The organism is Mesonia algae, from assembly GCF_003253545.1.
In the GTDB taxonomy this organism is placed as follows: domain Bacteria; phylum Bacteroidota; class Bacteroidia; order Flavobacteriales; family Flavobacteriaceae; genus Mesonia; species Mesonia algae.
This window is the reverse complement of sequence record NZ_QKYV01000001.1, coordinates 136,232-155,867: the sequence shown is the minus strand read 5'-3', so window position 1 is coordinate 155,867 and position 19,636 is coordinate 136,232. Positions and strand designations below refer to the sequence as shown.

Below are 19,636 nucleotides of genomic sequence, written 5' to 3'. Positions count from 1 at the left end.
AGATATCCTTGCTCAATTCTAACTTCTCACAACTGCTTAAAGATACATTTCAATCAAGCCTTCTGGAACGTCTAGATGTATAACTTTATTCTCTTTGTCAATTTTACTGATAAAATCATCATTTAAAGGAATAAGAATCTGTTTTCCTTGATGATCAATTTCAAATAAAGCTTGCGCTGTATTGGTATTAACACCCGTGAGCGTGCCAATTTCACCAAAATTTTTGTCTATAGATTGGTAACCAATAATTTCATGGTAATAAAATTGATCGGCTTCTAGAGCTGGCAATTGGTCTAAGGGAAGATAGACTTCTCTTTTAAGGAGATCTTCAGCATCTTCTTCGGTATCGATATCTTCAAATTTTACACGAAGAAGTTCACTTTTCTGTAAGGAAGATTTGTCAATAAAAAATGGAACCAATTTTTTGCGGTATTCCACAAAAACTGATTCCATTTCTAAATAATGTTCGGGATCGTCGGTATCTAATTTGATCAACAATTCACCCTTAAAGCTAAACTTACTAACGATTTTACCTAAATAGAAACAATCTTCTTTACGCACGTCGTTAGGTTGTTTTAAACTTCTTTTTCTTCTTCAGTTGCATCAGCACTAGCTTCAGCTTCTTCAGTTTTTGCTTCATTTTCAGCAGCAGCGGCAGCTAGAGCTTCAGCTTCAGCAGCTTTTGCATCAGCTTCACGCTTGTCATTAACTTCTTTTTCAGCAGCTAATGCTTTGTCTTTAGCTTCTTGATCTGCTTTAGAAAGGTTTTCTTTCTTCGCATCAATTCTTCCAGACTTTTCTTCTACCCAAGCATTAAATTTCTCTTCCGCTTGTTCTTCAGTTAAAGCGCCTTTACGAACACCTCCAGCTAAATGATTTTTTAATAAAACACCTTTGTAAGAAAGGATGTTTTTAGCAGTTGCTGTAGGCTGTGCTCCATTTTGAAGCCAGTTTACAGAACTGTCTACATCTAACTCAATAGTTGCAGGGTTTGTGTTTGGATTGTAAATTCCTAATTTCTCTAAGTATTTACCATCTCTTTTTGAGCGCACATCTGCAGCTACGATCCAGTAAAAAGGTTTTCCTTTTTTACCGTGTCTTTGTAATCTTATTTTTACAGGCATAAAAATTAAATTTTGAGGTTCTCGACCTCGATTATTAATAATCCGGCAAAGATACATCATATTTTTTTACTGTTAATAAAAAGATTATTATTTTTTCTTTTACATTTGTAACTATTATAACCAAATTTAACCTACCCATGAAAAAAATCTTTTTAATTGCGCTGCTTAGTCTTTTTGTCATAAGTTGTGGAGACGATATCGAAACCAATACACCTTCTATACAAGGAGAGGTAGAGGATATTTTCTTTAGATCGGGAAGTTCAGTAGCAACGCTTAACGAAGATGGGTCGGTGACCTTAACGGGTAGTTCTTCAGATGAAGTGGTAACCTTAACAGCTTCTGCTTACGAAGAAGGGATTTACTCTTTTGGAGGTAGTGTAACTAATGAGGCTACTTTTGAGGACTTTAATGGAGTCTTATATTTAACCGGTGAAAATGGAGATGGAGAAATAGAGATTACTAAAATAGAAGGTGGGAGACTTTCGGGAGAATTTTATTTTAATGCCTTAGAGAATGGAGTAGGAGATACTATTAATTTTAGTAAAGGTTCTTTCTTTGATGTGCCTTTAACTAACCCAGGAACTCCAAGTACTCCGGGCTCAGATTTAGATTGTGAAGAAGCTCAAAATATAAGATTAGCGGCTAAATTAGCTTATGATAATGTAGATCCTAATAATGCAGAACAATTACAATTAGTATGTAATGCGTATCGTAATGCGTTAAATCAAGAAATAGATACTTGTGGTGATGAAAGCGGAGATTTACAAGCCATTTTAGATACTTTAGGAAGTTGTGAAAGCTAAATTGTTTTCAACGATCTAAAACAAAAAAAACTTTAGGAAACTAAAGTTTTTTTTGTTTGTGCACAATACTTTAAAAATAGTTACGTTATCTATAAACCTACAAGCAAAAACACATTTTGCCCCAAATTTTAAAGACTATTTTTTATAGATAGTCTTTTTTTTTGTTGATAACTAAACTTTCCTAAACCTAAATGAATTCCTAATTTTATACGTTCAATAGTTGCAAAAAATTAGGCGTACATGTATTTAATCTTCGATACCGAAACTACCGGATTACCAAAGCGTTGGGATGCTCCAATTACCGATTCAGATAATTGGCCAAGAGCAATTCAAATCGCTTGGCAGTTGCATGATGAGATGGGGAATTTGATTGAGAATGAAGATTTTCTAATTCGCCCTGACGGATTTAACATTCCTTATGATGCCGAAAAGATTCACGGAATTTCGACTGAGCTCGCTCAAGAGGAAGGAATTTCTTTAGAGGAAGGCTTAGCGAGATTTAAAACGGCTTTATCAAAAACTAAATTTGTTGTCGGTCAAAATGTAGGTTTTGATATCAATATCATGGGAGCCGAATTTTTCCGTGAAGGGGTAGAAAACAACCTAACAGAGCTTCCAGTTTTAGATACGTGTACCGAGACAACCGCGCAGCTTTGCCAGATTCCTGGAGGTAGAGGAGGGAAATTTAAACTTCCTACCTTAACGGAATTACACGAGCATCTTTTTAAACAACCATTTGCTGAAGCTCATAATGCTACAGCCGATGTAGAAGCTACTACCCGATGTTTCTTGGAGCTGATTCGTCTTCGTGTTTTTACCGCAGAAGAACTGGATGTAAGTCCAGATTATTTTGAAAATTTTTCTGAAGAGAATCCACAAGTTATTCCGTTAATAGGTTTAAAACACATTAACCTTAAAAAAGCTTCGGAAGCCATTCGTAAGAAAATGGCAAAAAAGGAACCTCAGCAAGACCTTTCTGAAGCGGAGATTCAAGAAAATATTGAAGTGCTTCAAGATGAAGATTTTGTTCATCTGCACAATCACAGTCAATTCTCCATTTTACAATCTACCATAAGCGTACAAGATTTGGTAGCTGCAGCCGCAAAAAAGAATATGCCAGCAGTAGCTTTAACTGATCATGCGAATATGATGGGGGCTTTTCATTTTGTTTCCGCAGTAGCGAAACATAATGGGGAGATAAAAGCAAAAAGAGAAGCAGCTTTAGAGAGTGGTGAAGAATTTAAGGAGAGAGAAATTAAAGCCATTGTAGGCTGCGAATTTTTTGTTTGTGAAAATCATTTAGATAAATCTAGAAAAGATAATGGCTATCAAATTGTACTGTTGGCTAAAAATAAGAAAGGCTATCACAATTTAGCAAAAATGTCTTCGGTCGCTTATACCGATGGTTTCTACTATGTGCCTCGTATAGATAAAGAGGTGATCAAAAAATATAAAGAAGATATTATTGTCCTTACCGGAAATCTTTACGGAGAAGTGCCGAGTAAGGTTTTAAATATTGGAGAAAACCAAGCTGAAGAAGCTTTGCTTTGGTGGAAAGAGGAGTTTGGAGAGGATTTATATATAGAGTTAATGCGCCACGGGCAGGAAGATGAGGACCGTGTAAATCCTGTATTGGTGAAATTTGCAGAGCAACATCAGGTAAAGATGATTGCGAGTAACAATACCTATTACTGCGATAAAGAAAATGCGAATGCTCACGACATTTTATTATGTGTAAAGGACGGAGAAAAACAGGCAACGCCTATAGGTAGAGGACGTGGTTATCGTTACGGTTTGCCTAACCAAGAATATTATTTTAAGTCGGCTACAGAGATGAAAGATCTCTTTAAAGATTTGCCGCAAGCGATTACCAATATTCAAGAGGTGGTCGATAAAATTGAGCCGTTTGTATTAGCTCGAGATGTCTTATTACCTGCGTTTACGATTCCAGAAAAGTTTTTAGATGTAAAAGATGAAGAAGATGGCGGTAAAAGAGGAGAGAATGCGTATTTAAAATACCTTACTTTTAAAGGTGCCGAAGAGCGCTATGGAGAACTTACTGATGATATTACCGAGCGTTTAAACTTCGAACTTTCGGTAATTGAAAACACAGGTTACCCCGGATATTTCTTAATTGTAGAAGATTTTATTCGAGAAGCAAGGAAGATGGATGTTTCGGTGGGACCCGGAAGGGGTTCTGCGGCAGGAAGTGCTGTGGCCTATTGCTTAAAGATTACCAATATCGATCCTATTAAATACGATTTGCTTTTTGAGCGTTTCTTAAATCCAGATCGTGTAAGTATGCCCGATATTGATATTGACTTTGATGATGAAGGTCGGAGTCGAGTGATGGATTATGTGATTGAAAAATATGGAGCCAATCAAGTAGCGCAAATTATTACCTACGGAACCATGGCCGCAAAGTCGTCCATTCGAGATACAGCTAGGGTATTAGATTTACCTTTAAGCGAAGCCGACCGGATTGCGAAGTTGATTCCAGATATGTCGAAGCTGCATAAGATTTTTGCACTAGACGAAAAGGGAATCCGATCTAAGTTTAGAAGTGAAGAAGTAGATAAAGTAAATGAACTTCTTAATATAGCAGAAGGGAGTGATCTAGAAGCACAAACCGTTAATCAAGCTAGGATTTTAGAAGGTTCGGTAAGAAACACCGGGATTCACGCTTGTGGGGTGATTATTACTCCGGGAGATATCACCAATTATGTACCGGTTTCTGTAGCAAAAGATTCAGATTTATATGTTACCCAGTTTGATAATTCCGTCGTAGAAGATGCTGGATTATTAAAAATGGATTTCTTGGGATTAAAAACCTTAACCCTGATTAAGGATACGGTTAAAATTGTAAAAGGCCGACATGGAATCGATTTAGATCCAGAAAACTTTCCGCTTGACGATGAAGAAACTTACGCTTTGTTCCAACGCGGAGAAACCGTAGGGATATTTCAATATGAATCTCCTGGAATGCAAAAACATATGCAAGCTTTAAAGCCGACCGTTTTTGAAGATCTTATTGCGATGAATGCCTTGTACCGACCAGGTCCAATGGAGTATATTCCTAGTTTTATTGCCAGAAAACATGGGGATGAAGAAATTACTTATGACTTGGAGGATATGGAAGAATACCTGCAAGAAACCTATGGGATTACAGTATACCAAGAGCAAGTGATGTTGCTTTCACAAAAGTTAGCCGATTTTACCAAAGGTGAAGCCGATGTTTTGCGTAAAGCCATGGGTAAGAAGCAGAAAGCAGTATTAGATAAAATGAAGCCTCAATTTATCAACCAAGCTGCATCGAAAGGTCATGATCCCGAAAAGTTAGAAAAAATATGGAAAGATTGGGAAGCCTTTGCAAGTTATGCTTTTAACAAATCGCATTCTACTTGTTATGCTTGGATTGCTTATCAAACCGCTTACTTAAAAGCACATTATCCAGCAGAATATATGGCGGCGGTGCTTTCTAATAACATGAATAATATTAAAAACGTTACCTTCTTTATGGAAGAATGTAAGCGTATGAAGTTGGAAGTTTTGGGTCCAGATGTGAATGAATCCTATTTTAAATTTTCAGTAAATAAAAATAATGCTGTTCGTTTTGGAATGGGAGCGATTAAAGGTGTAGGAAGCGGGGCGGTACAAACCATTGTAGAGAATAGAAAAGATGGCGCTTACAGGTCTATTTTTGATATGGCTAAACGCATCGATTTAAGAGCAGCCAATAAAAAAGCTTTTGAGAGTTTAGCCCTAGCGGGAGGTTTTGATGGCTTTAAGCCGACGCATAGGGGTCAGTACTTCCATGATGAAGGAGACGGGGTTACTTTTTTAGAAAAGGTGGTGAAATATGCGGCAAAGTATCAAGAGAACCAAAACTCTTCTCAAGTGAGTTTATTTGGAGAGGCGAGTGATGTACAAATTCCAGAGCCTGTAGTTCCTCCTTGCGAAGAATGGGGAACGATGGAAAAACTCCGTAAAGAAAGAGAAGTAGTGGGTATTTATATCTCGGGACACCCATTAGATGATTTTAGGTTAGAAATGAAATATTTCTGTAACTCATCTTTGGCTTATTTAAGTGATCTAAGCACTCAAGTAAATAAAGAGTTTACGATGGGGGTAGTAGTAAGTGATGTGCAACATAGGGTGAGTAAAAATGGAAAAGGTTGGGCGATATTTACTGTAGAAGATTATAATGAATCTTATGAGTTTAAAATTTTTGGAGAAGAATACTTAAAACATCGTCATTTTTTAATGATTAACAATTTTGTGCGCGTAAGGTTATTTATTAAAGAAGGATGGACAAATAAAGACACAGGAAAAAAAGGAGAACCTAGAATACAATTTAGAGATTTTAGTTTGCTGCACGATGTCATCGAAGAAAACGCAAAAAAACTCACCATTCAATTGAATGTTGAAGAGTTAAGCGATCAGCAAATTATATCTCTTCAAGAATTGTTTCACATTCATAAAGGAGATCATTTGCTCAATTTTGTGGTGTATGAATTGCAAGAAAAAATAAAACTCCATATGCCTAGTAGGCGTCAGAAAGTAAAAATTTGTCAAGAATTAATTACAGAACTAGAGTCTCAAAACATCCAATACAAGTTAAATTAAATTTGAAATCATTGAGGTATAACTTAAATTGATGCTTAAATAATAGAAACCCATTCTTAAGTGTAAGGATGATCTAAAATATTTGACTATTTTTGTATATCAATAAAAATTAAAATTATGGCATTAGAAATAACAGACGCTACATTTGAAGAGCAAGTATTAAATAGTGATAAGCCTGTATTGGTAGATTTTTGGGCTGCTTGGTGCGGACCTTGTAGAATGGTTGGACCAATCATCGATGAAATTAGTAAAGACTACGACGGGAAAGCCGTAGTAGGTAAAGTTGATGTAGATGCTAACCAAGAATTTGCTGCTAAATACGGAGTAAGAAATATTCCTACAGTATTGGTTTTTAATAAAGGTGAGTTAGTAGGTCGCCAAGTAGGAGTTTCTCCTAAAGATGCTTATACAAAAGCAATTGACGAGTTATTATAAATCACTCTTTTAAGATTATAGAAAAAAGGTTTAGCTTAATTGCTAAACCTTTTTTATTTTAGACAAAACTCCAACCATTAATAATGAAGCTGCAAGAAGAAATAAATAAGAGTGAAGGATTTGGAAATTTAGACCATTTGGCCAATCAAATTGTAGAGGGGTTTATTTCGGGAATGCATAAAAGTCCGTTTCACGGCTTTTCGGCAGAGTTTGCAGAGCACAAGATTTATAATAGTGGAGAAAGTACCAAGCATATAGATTGGAAGCTGTACGCAAAGACAGATAAGCTCTACACCAAACGCTATGAAGAAGAAACCAACCTACGCTGTCATGTGATCATTGATAATTCCTCTTCTATGCATTATCCACGATTAAAAATACAGAGCCTAAAAGAATACAATAAGATTGGTTTTTCCGCCTTAGCGACGGTAAGTTTAATGAAGTTGTTGAAGAAGCAGCGAGATGCCATGGGATTAAGTCTATACAGTGAAGACTATGATTATTATTTACCAGAGAAGGGGAGTGAAAGGCATTTTCAATTATTAGTACATCAATTAGAAGAAACGTTAAAGAAAATTCCGCAGCAGCGAAAAACAGAAACCTATACCTATTTGCACCAAATTGCAGAGAAGCTAAAGCGGAGATCTCTTGTTTTCTTGTTTACGGATATGTTTCAGGCAGAAGAGGAGGAGCAGCGCTTATTTGAAGCTCTCCGGCATTTAAAATACAACAAACATGAGTTAGTGTTGTTTCATACATTTGATAAAGAAAAAGAAATCGATTTTGAATTTGATGAAACTCCTAAGCGGTTTACTGATGTTGAAACAGGAGAGGTGATACCGCTTTACGCGGAAAATGTAAAAGAAGCCTATCAAAAAGAGTTAAAAGAATATGCAAAACATTTATCACAGATGTGTCTTCAATACCGAATTAAATATGTTCCCGTAGATATTAAAGAAAATTTTGATAAAATTTTGACGACCTATCTTGTTGAAAGACAAAAATTTAAATAATTTATTGAAAATAAATTGAAAAAAAGTTCTAAAAAATTTTGCTGAAGTGATAAAAGAGTATATATTTGCACTCGCAATTAAGCAACGGTCTGGTAGTTCAGTTGGTTAGAATACCTGCCTGTCACGCAGGGGGTCGCGAGTTCGAGTCTCGTCCAGACCGCAAAATTGTTAAAAAGCTTCAATGTCACATTGAGGCTTTTTTTTACGAAGTTGTGTTGTGTATGTCAAGTTCAAGCTTGACATCTAGGTTTAAGTAGTGTTAAACCAATGAAGAGCTTTTCCTGTAATAAGGAGAGGCTTTTTTTATTTGGAAGCTGTTGAAGTCAAAAGTCAACTTTGGAAGAGTGTCAGAGCTACTCTAAGTTCTAAACAAAGGGCTACGGTATGATTTAGAAATACGTACAAAGCAAAAAAGCCTTTTCATCATTTGAAAAGGCTTTTTTAATTTGTAGTACTGTAAGTTTATTCTACCGTATAAGTAAATTGATGACCTTCAGAGAGTCTAAAATAACCCAAAGCATAATTTTCCGTTTGGGTTTGGTTGATGATGTTCCCTCTTATATTTGCTGGAGGAGTCGAAAAAGGGTTTCCGCTGGTAGTTTCAAGAATTAAATTCATATAGTTATAGAAAGAAGCTGAAATTCCTCTAAACGTAATTCTTATATCGTCTCCAACTTCTAAATCTTCATTGGAGAAACTGTCTTCAATTTCATTTCCGTTATAGAAATCGTCATCGGTAAGATTGTACTCAGGAAGAGGTAAGAAAGTGGTGCGTATATCAGTTAAATAGAAATTAGTTTCGTCTATGGGGTCATTGTAAAAAAAGCTCACTTCAATTTCATCTCCTAAAAATCCACCTTCATCATCTTGTTCTATTCTGTTAATTTCAGGTACAGGCATCAGCATTTCCGTCGCAGTATAAAGTTCTTCATCGACCACAATCTCCAACGTGTAGGTTTCTAGTAATTGAGGAAGAAAATCGGTACACTTATAAGTGCCTTCCTCTTCTGATTCTTGAAATATAAAACTCTCGCCTGCACTGTTTTTAATGAGAACTTGAGCATCGGAAACCTTGATTGTCTCGGTTTCATAATAATTGGTTAACCGACTTAATTTGATTTCTTGTTGAGTGCCATCTGTTTGTTTCTTCCAGAGGATTTCAGCATCAATCACCAGCCGTTCACTGCTAGAGTCTAAGTCAACATCTATAACATCCTCGCAAGAGGTGAAAAGGAGAGTAGAGAAAAGTATTAAAAACAGACTTAATTTTGATATATATGGTTTTAATAGATTCATGGTTTAAAATTTAAAGTTATAAGAAACACTTGGTAAAATGCCGAATATAGATAAGCGTCGGGCTTCATTTATTCCAGTATCATCATTGGTGGTAAAGCGAATGGATGCAGCGTTTTTTTGATTGTAAACATTGTAAATACTAAACACCCAATAGCTTTGCCAGTTTTTCTCTTTTTTTTGTGTTGGGGTATACGTAGCAGCTAAATCTAAATGGTGATAAGTAGGGAGTCGGTTTTCATTTCTAAGCGAATAATTAGGAACTGGAATCCCGCCAATTTCATAATAGCCATTAGGAAAAGTAACGGGTTGTCCTGATTGCAAATTAAAATTGGCGCTAAAAGACCACTTATCACTATAATCATAATTTCCGGTAAGGTTAAGGTTGTGTAGCTTATCATAAGGCGATAAGTACCAATCACCATTGGCAATACCTGGATCTTCTGCCGTATTTCCAGTTGTTTTTTGTTCGGCTCTAGAAAGGGTGTAAGATGCCCAACCTGTAAATTTCCCTTTGTTTTTTCTGAATAGAACTTCCAATCCGTAAGCGCGAGCTTTTCCGTTTAAAATCACGCGCTCTATATTATTGTTTGCTACAAGGTCGGCGCCATCTACATAATCTATACGATTGTCAATATTTTTATAAAAGACCTCGGTTTCTAAAGAGTACATTTTGTTACTGAAGTTTTTAAAATATCCAAAAGCATACTGGTTAAGGAGTTGAGGTTCTATAAACGGACCGCTAGGAGTCCAAATATTCACAGGAGAAGGGGATTGGCTATTAGAGATCATATGAAGGTACTGTGCCATTCTATTGTAACTAGCCTTAAAGGAAGTGTCATCGTTTAACGCATAAGAAATCGCTATGCGGGGTTCAAAATTGTCAAAGCTAGAAATTTTCTCTCCCTTTTCGTAGTTGTTGGCTCCATTGGGTTCTGCTTCTTCATAAATATTAAAATCAGCATTATAAATCACGGGTTGATTATTTTCATAGGTGCTGATGCTTTGCGGACCAAAACGATAGAACATGCTATAGCGTAAACCATATCGTACATTAAGTTTTTCGGTAATACGTTGTTCAACATCAAGAAAAAAGGAAGGTTCTAAAGCATACTTTTTATCTAATTGCTGATAGTTAAACTGGGAAGTTTCTCCTTCTGGCTGCAAAGTACCTGGGTTAAATGTATAGTAAATCGCTTGTGCACCATAGTTGAGCTGTATATTTTCAGATAGGTAATGTTTCCAATCGTAGGTAAGTCCGTAACTTTTAATATTGCTTTCCCATTTAAAATCTAAAGAGTTAAAACTTAAATTAAACTGGTAATCACTATAAAAAAGGGAGAGGTGCGTATTGATGTCATCATTAAAACGATGTTGCCATTTAAGATTAGCCATCGTATTTCCATAGGTGCTCAAAAAATTATTACTAATATCAAAGATGTCATTCCCGTAGTAGGCAGAAAAACTTAAAGCATTTTTGTCATTCAATCGGTAGTTGAGTTTGGTATTGATATCATAAAATTGAGCTGAATTATTATTATCGGCTAATTTTAAAAATAAGTGCGCATAAGAAGTTCTTCCGGCAAGCATAAAAGAACCTTTGTCTTTTTGTAAGGGTCCCTCAACTTTTAGCTTACTAGAGATAAGCCCAATGCTTCCTTCGGCATCAAAATTTTGATCATTTCCAGTATGTTGATGCACGTCTAAAACCGATGATACTCTCCCACCAAACTTAGAGGGAATCCCGCCTTTGTACAATTTTAGATGATTCACGGCATCAGCATTAAAAACCGAGAAAAACCCAAACATATGCGAATCGTTATAAATAGGAGTACCGTCTAAAAGCACTAAATTTTGATCTGCCGCTCCGCCTCGTACATTAAAACCAGAGGAGCCTTCTCCAGCATTGGTTACCCCAGGCAGGGTTAAAAGAGATTTTAAAGGATCGGGTTCGCCCATCGCTACAGGAATTTGCTTAATTTCTTGCATCGACAGACTGTTAACGCTCATTTGTGGTTTTTTAATATCTACTGCTTTATCATTTTGGGTAATGATCACTTCATCTAATGATTCTCCGCTTTCTTCCATAGAGAGGTTAAGCTTGGTGTTTTTAGTAAGTTTTACGATTTCTTCTCTATCAGCAAAACCTAAATACGTGATGATCAACGTGTAAGTTCCTTGTGGCAATTGTAGCGAGAATTCTCCTTTTTCATTTGTGGTCGTTCCTGTAGCTTGCTCTTTTACATAAATATTTACTTCTGCTAAAGCCTGTTCATTAGGGTCTACTATGGTTCCAGAAAGCTGAAATCTTTGTTGTGAAACATTCTTAAGAGCTTTTACGGTAATGGTATTTCCGATAAGGTGAAAGTTATAGCGTTGATTCTGGTTGAGTTGCTCAATTAAATTTTCTTTATTCAGCTCATCAAGTTTCATAGCATCAGATATTTTCCAATTCAGGTTAACGCTATCGCTATAAGCAAAGGTATACGGAGTTTGTTCTTCTATTTGCTGAATAAAATCTTTTAAATTAGAGGGTTCCTTTTTTAGATGTATTTGTTGGGCTTTTAGGTGTTGAAAACAGCAACAAAAGAATAAGATTAAAAGCGTTGGCTTCATAGTGAGGTTAAGTTAGTAAGATGAGGTATTAAGATTGAAATGTGATGCGTTTCTGTTGGTGATCTATATGGTAATCTAAGTTGTAAACTTGAGCTAAAACCTGAATCACATGATCTAATGATTCACGCTTCTTAATTTTAAGGGTGATGTTTTTGTCGATTTTCTCTGATTGAAATTCAACTTTATATTGGTAATTAGTCTCTATATAATTGATCAACTCGTGTAGGGGGGCGTTCTTAAATTCTTTAAACAAATTGAAAGCTATTATCTTTACTTGGTCATCTTCAGCAATAAAACTTTCTCCTGGAGCAATTAACCAATTTTTAGCAGAGCCTTCAACATTCATTTGAATACTTCCTTCATATAAGTCTACTTGAGTTTTATTTTTTACAGGACTGCTGATGCGGAAAGAGGTTCCGAGCACGGTAGTAGTGGTTTGCTTGTAATCAACTTGAAATGGATGTTCTTTGTCTTTGGTGACGTTAAAAAAAGCTTCTCCTTTTAAGTGTACCTTTCTATTTTGTTTAAATTCTTTAGCATAACTGATTTCAGCCTGAGGGGCGAGATCAATTTGAGAACTGTCAGGTAAATACACCAACTTAAGGCTGGTAGTAGGGTTTTTGATAATGTTAGTTTCTGCTAATAACGGAGTACTAGTGCTGGTTTCATGCGACAGGTAAGGGAGTAAACCGCTAACCCCTATTAAAATCAGAAGAGAAGCTGCTATAGCATATTTATAATTCGGGGTTTTCTGTACTTTTTTCTCTTTAAATACCTCTTGGTTAAACTTTTCCCAAGCGGCTTCTTTTTTTTCGGCAGCTTTTTTAGGATGAGACTTATGCCAAAGGTCCTCAAATTCCTTATTTATATGATTAGAATCCATAATTTACAATTTTTCGCAGAGGTATCCCTCTTGGAGTAGAACATTTGAAGTTAAATCAAAATTTTCTCGATTGCCTTCCATCCTTAAAATACGATCACGATCCTCCAAGTAAAAATTAATATGACAATCTGAAAAATAAAGTTGTAAAATTTTTATCATCCGCTCTACTTGGCGAACTGTGGAAACATTGGTTTTAAATACTTCTACCATCTTAATAGATCTCTTTTCTTATAAGACAAACGAGAAAGTAAAAGTTCCTAATGCTTATTCAACTTTTTTTAAAATAAATTGATGGGCAAGATAAATGTGGTTAGCTATAGTCTTTGGAGAGAGCTGGGTGATTTCAGCAATTTCTTTATAGGAATAGTTTTGTAATTTATGGAGGCTATAAATTTTTTGTTGCTGTCGCGGAAGCTGCTGTATAAGTCGATGTAGTTGTTCAATTTGAAGCTCAATTTCTTTAAGTGAACTTTCCTCTTCCTCAATCTCCTTTAAAAATGAAGGTTCTAACCGAATCACTTTATTTTCTCTTTGAAGATGATTTAAGATGAGGTTTTTGCAAATGACAAATAACTGTTTTTCAAAACTTACTTCTTCTTTTAAAAGTGTTCTGTTTTCATACACTTTAAGGAAAGTTTCATGAACAAAATCTTCAGGAGCTAATAATTGAAAGTTAAAATAAGAACCCACGCCAATGAGGTGATCGTAATATAAGAAATAAGCTTCTTTATACGCTTTAGGATTACCCTTTTTAAGAAGCTTTATAAGTTTTTTATCGTTATTTTTATTTATCACCGCGATACAATTAGCTAGAGATATAACTATTTACTTTGAAAAATATTTTATGAAAGCTTAAAGAAACTCCTTATAACTTATCGGAAATATTTTTAGGACTAATATTACTAAAGGAAGCTATTTGATGAGGTTGAACATGATTTTTGTCGATTTTAAAGTCATCGATATTTACGGGGATATATTCAGGAACCAAGAATTTTAGCTTCTGTAGCGCCTCTTTAATGTTGTTTTGTTTAATGAGTTGCAATAACTCAGATAACTGCGTATTTTGAGAAGAATCGTAGGTATGTGTAGCCTGTGCAATCATAATTTTTTCATGATGCGTAGGTAAAGTAGTTTCCTTATCGGCTAGTAATTCTTCATACAGTTTTTCTCCAGGTCTTAAACCTGTAAATTCTATCGCAATATCTTCATTAGGAACTAAACCTGTTAATCGAATCATGTGGTGTGCTAAATTGATGATTTTAATGGGAGAACCCATATCAAAAACATAGATCTCGCCTCCATTTCCCATTCCTCCCGCTTCTAAAACCAACTGGCACGCTTCATCAATGGTCATAAAATAGCGCGTAATTTCAGGGTGGGTCACCGTTACAGGTCCGCCTTCTTCAATCTGCTTTTTAAAGTGAGGAATAACCGATCCGTTCGAACCTAAAACATTTCCAAATCTTGTAGTGATAAAGGTGGTTTTTTGTTGAGGAAGTTTGGCTAAAGACTGTATGTAAATTTCAGCAGCTCTTTTAGAGGCACCCATAATATTGGTAGGATTTACCGCTTTATCGGTACTTACAAAAACAAACCTTTCTATCTTAAACTCCGTAGCCAGTTCTGCCAAATTTCGAGTTCCGTAAAAGTTAACGCTTAAAGATTCTATGGGATTAGCTTCCATCATAGGAACATGTTTGTAGGCAGCTCCATGAAATACAATTTGTGGTTGATAGGTTTCAAAAATTTCCCTCAATCTTTTTTTACTGCGTACATTGGCAATTACTTTCTCATACGTCAAACTAGAAAATTCTTTGTCCAAGCATAGTGAAATATCATGCAACGGAGTTTCAGCCTGATCCAATAAAATAATTTTCTTTGGAGAAAAAGGAATGAGTTGTTTTACAATTTCACTACCAATAGATCCCGCCGCCCCAGTAACCAAGATAACTTTATCCTTATAAAGCTCAGATAATTTAAGGTTGTTGAGTTTAATAGGAGAACGCTGTAAAAGATCTTCTATTTTAACTTCTTTTAAAGAGCTAAAAGACGGATTATTGTTGTAATCTTGAATTTTAGGGAGCTTATATATCTTTAATTTGAGGTCTAGTAGCTCATTTAAAATAGAACTGTCTTCATTTTTTATGTGCTGCAATTTTTCATCGCTAACAATAATCGCATTTGCTAGCGTGTTAGATGCTTTTAGTTGAGAAATAGAATAAATAGGTAAATTATAAATACGCGTAAGCATTTTACGATTATCTAAATTTACAAAACCAATAATATTGAAAGAATCAGAATGTTCAGAGATCAATCCTTCTCCCATAGCAATATCTGCTCGATCGGTTCCCAAGATATAAGCACTAATAGAATTTTTACTAGCATTAATGCTTTGGTAGGTTCTTTTTACCAATACCCTAAAAAAGAAAAGTAAGGAAAAGGTAATAAACCCGTAAATAATTACTCCCGCATCTAAGATAAGCTTAGTGCTACTCGTTAAATAATAAATATGATTTATCAAGAGTATGGTTACAACACTCAAGGAAGTTACTTTTAATTGCGTAATTACATCTCTAAAACTAGAGTAGCGCACCAATCCAAAATACGACTTGACGACAATGTAATATAGGGCTTGAATGGTTACGATGGCAAATAGAGGCCAAGTAAAAGTGAAAATAGGATGATCTGTTCCGGTAGCGGAGTGGATAAGAAAAAATGCTGCCTGTGCCGCTATAAAAGCAATACATACATCAATAATAAAGATAAACCTTCTAGGGACATAGTTTTTAACCATGGGCCTAATCAGCTTAAGGAATTGTACTTTTATTTTTTTTGCGATAGCCATGCAGCTAGTAATTTTAACGGACAAATATATACTTATGGCGGGGATGTTTCATTAAATTTATATTAAATTTTAACAATTTGCAAGTATAGATGCATGAAATTTCAGGATATTTTAGAGCTCAACATGAGGCAACTAAATCCATAGATTGCCACATAAAATTAAAAGTTGATTATATTTGCAGCTATGAAAAAGATAATTTTAACATTTATTTTTTGCGTACTTCTCTTTAGTTGTGCGACAAAGAAAGAAGTTTTGTACTTTCAAGATATCAAAGAAACGAGTTTAGTAAAAGTAGATCAAATCTATAGCCATCCTATTATCGAAGTAAATGATATTCTTAAAATAGACCTTACCGCTTTAAGTCAAGCGGCCATTCTACCCTATCAATTTGATAAAAATATGGGAGGGCAAGTGCAACAAAGACAAGGTGACATATTAAAGTTGGAAGGTTACCTAGTCGATGAAGAGGGAAATATCAATTACCCGGGTTTAGGTTTGGTCAAAGTGGAAGGTTATACCACACAAGAATTGCAAAAAAGATTTGAAACTCAGCTTTCACAGTTTGTAAAAGATCCTACGGTGAGAATACGTTTGGTAAATTTTAAAGTATCTGTAATCGGAGAGGTGAGAAACCCAGGTACCTATACCATTGCCGAAGAAACGGTGAGTTTACCCCAAGCTTTAGGTTTGGCAGGAGATTTGACCATACAGGGAGAAAGAAAAGAAGTTTTATTAATAAGACAAACCAAAGAAGGAAGAGAACACGTGCAAATAGACTTAACTTCTAGTGAGTGGATGAATAGCGAATATTATTTTTTAAAACAAAACGATGTCGTTTATGTACAACCCAATAATGCTAAGGTGAAAACAGCAGGAATCATTGGAAATTTAGGAACCCTACTTTCCGTATTTTCTATATTGTTAAGTACCGCAATTTTGATATTTAGATAAGATGACAGAGCAACAGCAATGGGATAAAGATGAAGCTGAAAATGGGGAAGATTTAAAAAATCTTTTGTATCGCTATTTTCAGTATTGGCCGTGGTTTGTATTGGGAGTGATTCTTTCAGTGACCACCGCATTTCTATACCTGAGATACAGTACAGAGGTATATAGTACACAAGCTAAAATAAAAATTTTAGACGAGTCCAATGATGGAGGTTTAGATTTGTCTGGTTTAAGTGGCTCGAGTAGTCTGTTTAATTTAAGCAAAGTCAATTTGGAGAATGAAATTCAAATTGTAAAATCTCGCAGGTTATTAGAGCGCGTTACCCAAGCCTTAGATTTAAATACCGCCTATTATAGTAATGCCACGATTAAATCTTCCTTATATTATAATCAGGACATGCCCGTCCAGGTGACATGGATTCAAAATGACACCACTTCTCAGAGTTCCTCTCCACTTATCGAGTTTCATGCTACAGGTGAAAATGCTTTTAGCCTTAAAGAAGAAACCTTAGGAAATCTAAAAGGAACCTATGGAGATACCCTACATTATGCGGACTACGCCTTAAGAATAGATAAAAAAACCACTCCAATAAAAAGCAGCGAGTCTTCCGATAAAGATAATTTCTTATTTAGGTATGTGAGCACAGAGAGTGCTATTCAAGGCTTATCCAGCAGTATGGGGGTAGAGCCTATCGGGGACAAAAGTCACGTACTTAGCTTGTCTATTCAAGGCTCCAATGTGAAAAAAAATGAAGCGGTTTTAAATGAATTGATCAAGCAGTTCAATCAAGATGGGATTGAAGATAAGCGCTTGGTCTCTAAAAGAACCCAAGAATTTGTAGAAGAGCGCTTGGTGTTTTTAGTACAAGAGTTAGACACGGTAGAAGAGGGTATGGTCACCTATAAGAATGAAAAAGATCTAATCGATGTTCAGGCCAATGCTACCCAACTTTTTGGTAAGGAAGCAGAAGCGGAAAAGAAGCGTTTTGAAGTACAAACTCAATTGGCGGTGACCAAAGACTTTCAACAGTTTCTAGAAAATCAAAGTTCTTATGAGCTATTGCCAGCCAATATAGGAATTAGCGATGCTTCTGTTAATGAACTTACAGGAGAATATAACCAATTAATACTAGAAAGAGATAGACTTTTAATTTCTGCAACCTCTGAAAATCCTGCGATCCTTAATCTTAATCAGGAATTAGGCCGTCTTCAAGCCAATATTAATGCGAGTGTCAAAGCCTATATGCAAAGCTTGCAAATCACCTTAAACAGTTTACAAAGACAAGAAGGTTATTCGAGTGGGAAATTAGGAGGTTTTCCGCAAATTGAGAAAGAAGTACGTTCCATTACCAGACAAAGAGAGATAAAGGAGCGGTTATATTTATTTTTATTACAAAAAAGAGAAGAAGCGGCTTTAAGTTATGCAGTAACTGCGCCTACGGTAAAAGTGGTCGATTATGCGTATACGTCATCTATTCCAATCTCTCCTAAAAGACAAATTGTAATGCTCGCTTCTCTAATTATAGGGGTGCTTATTCCATTCGGTATTTTATATGTCTTGTTTCTATTAGATACCAAAGTAAATACCAAAGGCGACTTGCAAAAAAAATTAGCTAATCTTTCTGTGGTAGGTGAAATCCCACAGTTAACTAAAAATGCTAAAGCGGTGATAGGAGCCAATGATAGAAGTGTCTTAGCAGAAGCTTTTAGGATTTTAAGAACCAATCTGAATTACTTTAAATCTCCAAACGATCTAAAAAATAGAGGACAGGTGGTTTTTGTGACTTCTACTACCAAAGGAGAAGGAAAAACCTTTGTAGCGGTTAACTTGGCTAATATTTTGGCGGCGACTAAAAAGAAAACCTTATTGATAGGTTGTGATTTAAGAAACCCGCAGGTGCATACCTACATCAACAAAGATAAAAACTATAAAGGAGTCTCTTCTTTTTTACATAATGCTTCCGTTCAATTGGAAGATTTAATATTAAAAAAGGCTTTTAACTTCGAAAATTTAGATGTAATGCTTTCGGGAACTATTCCGCCAAACCCTGCCGAATTGCTGCTCAACGGAAGATTCGAAGAATTAATAGAAGAAGCTAAAAGCAAGTATGATTATGTCATTATAGATACAGCGCCTACCATCTTGGTGACCGATACGCTATTGATCTCTAAGTATGCCGATGCGACCATGTATATGGTAAGAGCAGGCTATACCGATGTGAAATTATTAAAGCATATAGAAGAGCTTCAAAAACACCGTAAACTTAACAATATGGGAATTGTTCTTAACGGGGTAAAAGAAGATGGTGCCTATGGTTATAATTACGGCTATGGATATGGTTATTCTGAGGAGGTAAAGAAAAAGCCTTTATGGAAATTTTGGGCTAGATAAGCTGCTGTTTTTCTAAAAATAAAAACACCTCCTTCAAGTTTTAATTTTTTTAACACTTGGGGGAGGTTTTCTTTTTTAATTTTGCGCTATGATTTTGTCACTGCATCTTAAGAAAAGACTTTCTGTATTTTTTCTGCTTGCTTTTATTTTTATAAAAGTAGGAGGATTACATAGTCTTACTCATACGGAAGAGGCAAATGATCAACAAGAATGTGTGTGGTGTCACTTATCGGGAACCGATGCTCATACGCCTTTACTGGCCGCAGGAGAAGCTTACGAAATACTTAGCATTCCTGTTACTCCACCACAACATCTACAAAACAATTATTACCGTTCGGTCGTTTCTTCAAAACCTCCGGTATGTCTTATCTTTAATAAGCCTCCACCTTTTTATACGGCTTAATTTTTTCTTTACTGAATTTACGATGCATTCGCAGGCTTTATGATCATATCTTTTTAATGAAAAGAAGATGCGTGAGCGCTAGCTAATAAAATCACACGAACTTAGGTTTTTTACCCTTGTTATAAGATATAATAGTAAAGAAGTGCAATTTTATACTTCTTTCTTAATTTATAGCATAAGAGGCAATTCGTCGATTTAACGCTTTCTTATAAATTAATTATAGGTTATCGCAATAACGTTAAGGTTGATCATAGC

At 35.5% G+C, this 19,636-nt stretch carries 14 protein-coding genes and 1 tRNA gene; 8 read left to right on the top strand and 7 right to left on the bottom strand.

Annotation, left to right across the window (positions count from 1 at the left end; translation table 11 throughout):
• Window positions 1-36 precede the first annotated feature (36 nt).
• Together rimM and LX95_RS00675 are read right to left on the bottom strand one after the other, a co-directional pair.
• The gene (gene rimM, locus LX95_RS00680; protein WP_111539498.1) at window positions 37-561 is read right to left on the bottom strand and encodes a ribosome maturation factor RimM; all 525 of its coding nucleotides are present in this window, start codon (window positions 559-561) and stop codon (window positions 37-39) included.
• Between the two features lie 14 nt (window positions 562-575).
• Window positions 576-1,124 (bottom strand): 30S ribosomal protein S16, encoded by a 549-nt coding sequence (locus LX95_RS00675; RefSeq protein WP_111539970.1) that lies wholly within the window; start codon window positions 1,122-1,124, stop codon window positions 576-578.
• Window positions 1,125-1,261: 137 nt separating this feature from the next.
• On the opposite strand from LX95_RS00675, the gene LX95_RS00670 reads away from it, so the two are divergent.
• From LX95_RS00670 to LX95_RS00650, 5 genes are all read left to right on the top strand, one after another.
• Window positions 1,262-1,927, top strand: coding sequence for a DUF6252 family protein (locus LX95_RS00670; protein ID WP_111539497.1), 666 nt, complete (start codon window positions 1,262-1,264; stop codon window positions 1,925-1,927).
• 240 nt (window positions 1,928-2,167) lie between these two features.
• Entirely contained in the window at window positions 2,168-6,553 is a 4,386-nt protein-coding gene (gene dnaE / locus LX95_RS00665) for a DNA polymerase III subunit alpha (RefSeq protein WP_111539496.1), read from the top strand.
• Window positions 6,554-6,670: 117 nt separating this feature from the next.
• Window positions 6,671-6,988, top strand: a complete 318-nt coding sequence (trxA, locus tag LX95_RS00660; protein WP_111539495.1) for a thioredoxin — start codon at window positions 6,671-6,673, stop codon at window positions 6,986-6,988.
• A gap of 83 nt (window positions 6,989-7,071) precedes the next feature.
• Window positions 7,072-8,001, top strand: coding sequence for a DUF58 domain-containing protein (locus LX95_RS00655; RefSeq protein WP_111539494.1), 930 nt, complete (start codon window positions 7,072-7,074; stop codon window positions 7,999-8,001).
• An 86-nt stretch (window positions 8,002-8,087) separates the two neighbouring features.
• A tRNA-Asp gene (locus LX95_RS00650) sits at window positions 8,088-8,161 on the top strand.
• A 302-nt stretch (window positions 8,162-8,463) separates the two neighbouring features.
• Here LX95_RS00650 and LX95_RS00645 read toward each other — a convergent pair.
• The 5 genes from LX95_RS00645 to LX95_RS00625 all read right to left on the bottom strand — a co-directional run bounded on the left by LX95_RS00645 (window position 8,464) and on the right by LX95_RS00625 (window position 15,638).
• Window positions 8,464-9,297 (bottom strand): DUF4249 domain-containing protein, encoded by an 834-nt coding sequence (locus LX95_RS00645; RefSeq protein WP_111539493.1) that lies wholly within the window; start codon window positions 9,295-9,297, stop codon window positions 8,464-8,466.
• A gap of 3 nt (window positions 9,298-9,300) precedes the next feature.
• Entirely contained in the window at window positions 9,301-11,910 is a 2,610-nt protein-coding gene (locus tag LX95_RS00640; RefSeq protein ID WP_111539492.1) for a TonB-dependent receptor, read from the bottom strand.
• A gap of 28 nt (window positions 11,911-11,938) precedes the next feature.
• Window positions 11,939-12,793: a FecR family protein gene (locus tag LX95_RS00635; protein ID WP_111539491.1), complete on the bottom strand. Its 855-nt coding sequence runs from the start codon at window positions 12,791-12,793 to the stop codon at window positions 11,939-11,941.
• A 264-nt stretch (window positions 12,794-13,057) separates the two neighbouring features.
• A complete protein-coding gene (locus LX95_RS00630) occupies window positions 13,058-13,588 on the bottom strand; it encodes an RNA polymerase sigma factor (RefSeq protein ID WP_245924701.1) in 531 nt (176 codons plus the stop codon).
• Window positions 13,589-13,658: 70 nt separating this feature from the next.
• Window positions 13,659-15,638, bottom strand: coding sequence for a polysaccharide biosynthesis protein (locus tag LX95_RS00625; protein ID WP_111539490.1), 1,980 nt, complete (start codon window positions 15,636-15,638; stop codon window positions 13,659-13,661).
• 183 nt (window positions 15,639-15,821) lie between these two features.
• On the opposite strand from LX95_RS00625, the gene LX95_RS00620 reads away from it, so the two are divergent.
• From LX95_RS00620 to LX95_RS00610, 3 genes are all read left to right on the top strand, one after another.
• The gene (locus LX95_RS00620; RefSeq protein WP_111539489.1) at window positions 15,822-16,589 is read left to right on the top strand and encodes a polysaccharide biosynthesis/export family protein; all 768 of its coding nucleotides are present in this window, start codon (window positions 15,822-15,824) and stop codon (window positions 16,587-16,589) included.
• A gap of 1 nt (window position 16,590) precedes the next feature.
• Entirely contained in the window at window positions 16,591-18,978 is a 2,388-nt protein-coding gene (locus tag LX95_RS00615; RefSeq protein ID WP_111539488.1) for a GumC family protein, read from the top strand.
• A gap of 88 nt (window positions 18,979-19,066) precedes the next feature.
• Entirely contained in the window at window positions 19,067-19,381 is a 315-nt protein-coding gene (locus LX95_RS00610; RefSeq protein ID WP_111539487.1) for a hypothetical protein, read from the top strand.
• Window positions 19,382-19,636 lie beyond the last annotated feature (255 nt).

What these genes read in the sequence shown, in the direction of transcription:
- LX95_RS00635 (WP_111539491.1), bottom strand. Translation starts at nt 12,793, where the DNA reads ATGGATTCTAATCATATAAATAAGGAATTTGAGGACCTTTGGCATAAG.
- LX95_RS00610 (WP_111539487.1), top strand. Translation starts at nt 19,067, where the DNA reads ATGATTTTGTCACTGCATCTTAAGAAAAGACTTTCTGTATTTTTTCTG.
- LX95_RS00645 (WP_111539493.1), bottom strand. Translation starts at nt 9,297, where the DNA reads ATGAATCTATTAAAACCATATATATCAAAATTAAGTCTGTTTTTAATA.
- LX95_RS00670 (WP_111539497.1), top strand. Translation starts at nt 1,262, where the DNA reads ATGAAAAAAATCTTTTTAATTGCGCTGCTTAGTCTTTTTGTCATAAGT.
- LX95_RS00675 (WP_111539970.1), bottom strand. Translation starts at nt 1,124, where the DNA reads ATGCCTGTAAAAATAAGATTACAAAGACACGGTAAAAAAGGAAAACCT.
- LX95_RS00655 (WP_111539494.1), top strand. Translation starts at nt 7,072, where the DNA reads ATGAAGCTGCAAGAAGAAATAAATAAGAGTGAAGGATTTGGAAATTTA.
- LX95_RS00625 (WP_111539490.1), bottom strand. Translation starts at nt 15,638, where the DNA reads ATGGCTATCGCAAAAAAAATAAAAGTACAATTCCTTAAGCTGATTAGG.
- LX95_RS00615 (WP_111539488.1), top strand. Translation starts at nt 16,591, where the DNA reads ATGACAGAGCAACAGCAATGGGATAAAGATGAAGCTGAAAATGGGGAA.
- dnaE (WP_111539496.1), top strand. Translation starts at nt 2,168, where the DNA reads ATGTATTTAATCTTCGATACCGAAACTACCGGATTACCAAAGCGTTGG.
- LX95_RS00620 (WP_111539489.1), top strand. Translation starts at nt 15,822, where the DNA reads ATGAAAAAGATAATTTTAACATTTATTTTTTGCGTACTTCTCTTTAGT.
- LX95_RS00640 (WP_111539492.1), bottom strand. Translation starts at nt 11,910, where the DNA reads ATGAAGCCAACGCTTTTAATCTTATTCTTTTGTTGCTGTTTTCAACAC.
- trxA (WP_111539495.1), top strand. Translation starts at nt 6,671, where the DNA reads ATGGCATTAGAAATAACAGACGCTACATTTGAAGAGCAAGTATTAAAT.